This is a genomic window from Variovorax sp. P4_D9, from assembly GCF_056401695.1.
On sequence record NZ_JBFUIU010000960.1, the window covers coordinates 1 to 3,111 of the forward strand.

Sequence of the window (3,111 nt, forward strand, 5' to 3'; positions counted from 1 at the left end):
GTCACCCCGTGGCCGGTGGCGTCGGCCAGGTAGAAGGCGAGGTGCTGCTCGCCCAGCCGGACCACGTCGTAGAGGTCGCCTCCCACATGCTGCCCCGGCCGGTAGACCGCCTGGATGCAATAGCCCTCCATCGGGGGTGGGCTGCGCGGCAGCAAGGCGCGCTGGATGACCTCCGCGCGCTCGAGATCGCGGCGCAACACTTCGGAGGTCTGCTCGAGTTCGAGGACCTTGCGCTGCAGCTCCCGGTGCAGCTGCTGGCGGTCAGCCAGCAGTTGCCGCCGCTCGAGCGCATTGCGCACCGCGACCCCCATCTCTTCCGTGTGAGGCGACTTCGGCAGGAAGTCGAACGCCCCCAGCCGGATCGCGGCCACCGCCGAGTCGAAGGTCTCCAGCCCCGAAAGGACGATCCACATGGCGTCCGGCACTGCCTGGCGTCCCCAGCGCAGCAGTTCCAGGCCGTCCATCCGCGGCATCATGATGTCCGTCAGCACCAGGGCGACGTCCGGGTGCTCGCGCAGAACCTCCTGCGCCGCGATTCCGTCGGCGGCCTCCAGGACCGGAGCGCAGCCGAGGCTTTCCAGTGACAGCTTCACCATCAGGCGGGACGCCGGCTCGTCGTCTACCACCAGCGCGACGGGAGGGACAGGGTCGAGGTTCATCACATCCGCACGCAGCCAGTGTGTCGTGCAAGGTGAATTCTCCGAGCCGGCGGGCGCGATGGCAAGCCACTGACGCACAAGCAGCGGCGCCGAGATCGCGTTCGGATGTGGCAGTCGGCGCCAGCGCGGGGCTGCTTCGAGAAGGACGGCAGGGGACGCATAACTGCCTGCGCGCACTGCAATTCCTGGCGTGCTGCTGCGAGTACCTCTCCAATCTCGAGACCGTCCAACCTTGCCATCGACCAGTATCTGCTGGCCGAGGAGGCCGAGCGCTTCGGCGTTCAGCGGTCCTCACCTCCTGTCCAACGCTGACACTCGTCATTGCTTGCCAGTCAGACCCTGACGTCGCGGCAAAGGCGGTGGCCTGAGCTCAGCTATTTCGACCAGCTGGTGGGTGCTCCTGATGGCGGCCGCTGCGAGCGGCCTCCCGGCTCAAGGGTGCGGCGTGTTCAAGTCGTTCAATTTCTGGAGCGTCAGCAAGGACGACGCCATCGATGGGCGACCTTTTGAACGGCGAGGTGAAGCTGTTGGCCAATCAGAATCGCTGGCGGTTCGTCTCAGGCTTGGGCAGGAAGTTCTCAAGACATGGCTATTGCAGTGCCGCGCCGTACTACGTTGCTGCCGAGAGGCCCTGCGACAGCAAGGCGATTTTGATGGGAGGATGCACCCAAACAAAAAGGATACCGAGGTATACGCCAAGGCATTGGAGGTGGAGATCCGCAAGGTGCTTCCCCCGCCCGAGCGGCCCGTACTCAAGAGATGAGTAGAGCGCTGCGGCAATCGCCACTTCGCTCCCGGTAGCCTGTCGCAGCCGGGAAGGAAGTCCTTGATGCCCTGGCAGACGAGCCGAAAGAGGAACAATGGGATCCGGAGCCATTGGCAGGCATTCGCGCAGAGGATGAATATCTCGAGGCGAAACTGAGACTGGCCAAGAAGCAAGAGCGCGCTGAGGCGCGGGCGAAGGGCAACGCTGCCGCGAAGGCATCCTATGCCGGCGGCTCAACGACTCGGATCTGCCGGGAAAACAGCTCGTTCCGCCACGGCATTCAAAAGACTGCGGTGGCGCACCGTCACACGAACACACGCAGGAAGGACATCATGAAGGCCGCTTTCGCACTTTCGGAGGGGTCGGTCGTCTCGGCCGCTACCGGCGAGCGCGTTGATATCGTTCTCTACACCGCCCCGGATGCAGACGAGAAGCGCGAGGTCATCGAGAACCTGTCGCTGGACCCGCACGATCTGGAGTCGGCGCTCGACGCCGACGAGATCTCGCGCGTGGAGTTCTCGGCCGACTGCGTCTCCATCATCTGGAAGCAGCCGAAGAACGTCTCCGTGCAAGAACAACTGCGCTTCGATGTCGGCTCCATGGGGCTCTTCTTGCACCAGGGCCGGCTGATTGTCATCCTCGGCGAAGACGCGCCGTCCTTCACGGGGCGCGAGTTCCGGCGCTGCGACACCTCGATGGATATTCTGCTGAAGCTGCTGAACCATACGGTGCACCACTATCTCGGTCACCTGAAGGCGATCAAGCAACTCACGGTGGAGCTCGGCTCGAAGATCACGGGTTCGATGGAGAACCAGTACCTCCTGCAGATGCTGGCGCTCGGCGAAAGCCTCATCTACTACATCAACGCGATCGAGGCCAACAGCGGGGTGCTGGCCAAGCTGCACACCCACGCGCAGCGACTCGGACTGAACGCCGAGCAGGTCGACAGGCTGCACGACATCGCCGTCGATAACCAGCAGTGCGCGCGGCAGGCGCGCATCTACAGCGATGTCGTCTCGGGCCTGATGGATGCCCGCGGCACAATCATCAACAACAACGTCAGTGTCCTGCTCAAGAAGCTGACCCTGATCAGCATCATCTTCCTGCCGCTCAACCTGATTGCCAGTATCGGCGGCATGTCCGAGTTCAGCATGATGACCAAGGACATCGACTGGCGCATTTCCTATTCGATCTTCGGGCTCGCCATGGTGGCGCTCGGTTGGGGCAGCTGGCATTTGCTTGTGCAGCTGCTGGAAAGGCGGCAAGGCCGAAAGTAGCAATATCGACGGGCCACGCGCTCATTGACGCGTGGCCGAGTTTCAGAGCCGGATCCCGATTGCGGCGCTCTGGGGCGACGGCGACAAGGCGTCGGCCGACATGATGTCGGTGGACGCATCCCGCCATCTCTGGAATGCCCGGGTTGATCCGCGCCGGCGCACCTACGCCACCGGCATCTACACCCATGTGCGCGACCGATGGGGCACCGTCTGTAAGAGTGGTCTCAAGGCCCTCTGCCGAAATCGCACCAGCATGAGCAGGATCGCCTGATCGTGACGCCGGCCGTTTCAAAGGCGCTGCCCACGAACCGAGCTTCGCAAAGCGTGATCGAGATCGACATCGGCCCTGCGCGCGTTCGACTGCGCGGCGCCGTAGACGTGAAGTGTAGTAAAGCTGGGTCTTCCGCAC

Annotated in this window: 3 protein-coding genes and 1 pseudogene; 3 read left to right on the forward strand and 1 reads right to left on the reverse strand. The window is 63.5% G+C overall.

From position 1 onward, the window contains the following. The coding region (locus AC1DY5_RS49055; protein ID WP_478121572.1) for a response regulator at positions 1–659 on the reverse strand (659 nt) is incomplete at its 3' end. 445 nt (positions 660–1,104) lie between these two features. Between AC1DY5_RS49055 and AC1DY5_RS49060 the strand changes: the two genes are divergently transcribed. The 3 genes and pseudogenes from AC1DY5_RS49060 to AC1DY5_RS49070 form a co-directional block, all read left to right on the forward strand. Continuing rightward, positions 1,105–1,422: a hypothetical protein gene (locus tag AC1DY5_RS49060; protein WP_478121573.1), complete on the forward strand. Its 318-nt coding sequence runs from the start codon at positions 1,105–1,107 to the stop codon at positions 1,420–1,422. 335 nt (positions 1,423–1,757) lie between these two features. After that, positions 1,758–2,702, forward strand: a complete 945-nt coding sequence (locus AC1DY5_RS49065) for a magnesium transporter CorA family protein (RefSeq protein ID WP_478121574.1) — start codon at positions 1,758–1,760, stop codon at positions 2,700–2,702. 31 nt (positions 2,703–2,733) lie between these two features. Further along, positions 2,734–2,913, forward strand: a pseudogene (locus AC1DY5_RS49070) (Tn3 family transposase); the annotation flags it as partial. Positions 2,914–3,111: the final 198 nt, after the last annotated feature.

What these genes read in the sequence shown, in the direction of transcription:
- AC1DY5_RS49065 (WP_478121574.1), top strand. Translation starts at nt 1,758, where the DNA reads ATGAAGGCCGCTTTCGCACTTTCGGAGGGGTCGGTCGTCTCGGCCGCT.